This window comes from Amnimonas aquatica (assembly GCF_002943415.1).
Taxonomy (GTDB): domain Bacteria; phylum Pseudomonadota; class Gammaproteobacteria; order Pseudomonadales; family Moraxellaceae; genus Perlucidibaca; species Perlucidibaca aquatica_A.
Window position 1 is genome coordinate 1 of the sequence record NZ_PTQZ01000335.1, and the last position, 1,292, is coordinate 1,292.

The following is a 1,292-nucleotide window of genomic DNA, read 5'->3' on the forward strand; positions in this document are numbered from 1 at the left end:
GCCGAGAACAGGAAGAAGGGCAGGATGAACAGGCCCGCGCACAGGTTGAGCAGCACCGGCAGCGGCAGGTCGCTGAGGCTGGCGGCGTGGAAGGTCAGGAAGATGACCATGGCCTGCTTGAACACGTTGTCGTTGAGCGCGCCCAGGAACTGGGTCAGGAAGAAGGGCAGGAAGCGGCGGGTCTTCAGCAGGCCGAACTGGTTGCTCATGGGCGGTCCTTGTGTGGCGGCCAGCTGGATGGCTGTCCTCGGGTGTTGATCCTGGGCACCGGTCCCCGGCGCGTGCCTGCGCCGCAGGATGAACGGTGGCCGTCCGCATGGCGCGCGGCGTGGCTGCCCGATTATCATGAGCTTCAGCCCACAGGGGAAGCCGAGTCCGGGAGTACACATGGCCGCGATCTGGGTCGATGCCGATGCCTGTCCGCAGATCGTGCGCGACATCCTGCTGCGTGCGGCGGAGCGCACCGGCGTGCCGGTGACCTTCGTCGCCAACCAGCCCATCCGCCTGCCGGCCGGGCTGCCGGTGAAGGCGGTGCAGGTGCCGCCGGGCTTCGACGTGGCCGACAACTACATCGCCCAGCGCGCCACGACGGAGGACCTGGTCATCACCCAGGACATTCCGCTCGCCGCCGAGGTGGTGAAGAACGGCGCGGCGGCGGTGAGCCCGCGCGGCCAGCGCCACACCAAGGAGAGCATCGGCCAGCGTCTCGCGATCCGCGATCTCATGAGCGACCTGCGTGATGCCGGCATGGTGCGTGGCGGGCCGCCGCCGCTGTCGCAGGCCGACCGGCAGAATTTTGCCAACCAGCTCGACAAGTGGCTGGCCACGGCGAAGCGGGGCTGACGCCATGTCCTGGCCCTTCGCCGGAGGTACCCCGCCCGCTGTGCCGGCCGCCCCCGCTGCCGGCGCGGCCCCGGCTTCCGGCGCGGCCGGCGGTTCGGGCGTCGCTGACGGGCCCGCGCCCGAGCTGCAGGCGCTGGCGCGGCGCCTGCATCGTCCGGCCGCCAGCCTCGCGGCCTTCGCGGAGCTGCCGCCGGAGCGCCTCGAGTGGCTGCTTCGCCAGGTCAACATGGCTTGCCGCCGCGAGGAGGCGGAAGTGCGCCGCGAGCTGCGCCAGTCCGTGCCCTGGCCGTTCCGCTGGCTGGTCAGCCAGCGCCTGAGGCAGCCGCTGTGAGCCGTCTCGCCAGTCGTGCCGAGCAGGCCAAGCTGGCGCGCGAGCTTGGCGTGCCGGATACCGGGCTGGACTTCCTCGCCGATCTGCCGCCGGAGGCGCTGCGGCATTTCCGCGTCGC

The 1,292-nt window shown here is 71.5% G+C and carries 2 protein-coding genes and 1 pseudogene; 2 read left to right on the forward strand and 1 reads right to left on the reverse strand.

Annotated features, from left to right (window positions below; translation table 11 throughout):
• Positions 1-209 (reverse strand): annotated as a pseudogene (locus C5O18_RS09705) (MFS transporter); the annotation flags it as partial.
• A gap of 178 nt (positions 210-387) precedes the next feature.
• Between C5O18_RS09705 and C5O18_RS09710 the strand changes: the two are divergent.
• Positions 388-843, forward strand: coding sequence for a YaiI/YqxD family protein (locus tag C5O18_RS09710; protein ID WP_105193421.1), 456 nt, complete (start codon positions 388-390; stop codon positions 841-843).
• Between the two features lie 40 nt (positions 844-883).
• On the forward strand, positions 884-1,174 hold the full coding sequence (locus tag C5O18_RS09715) for a hypothetical protein (protein ID WP_105193423.1): 291 nt from the start codon (positions 884-886) through the stop codon (positions 1,172-1,174).
• Positions 1,175-1,292 lie beyond the last annotated feature (118 nt).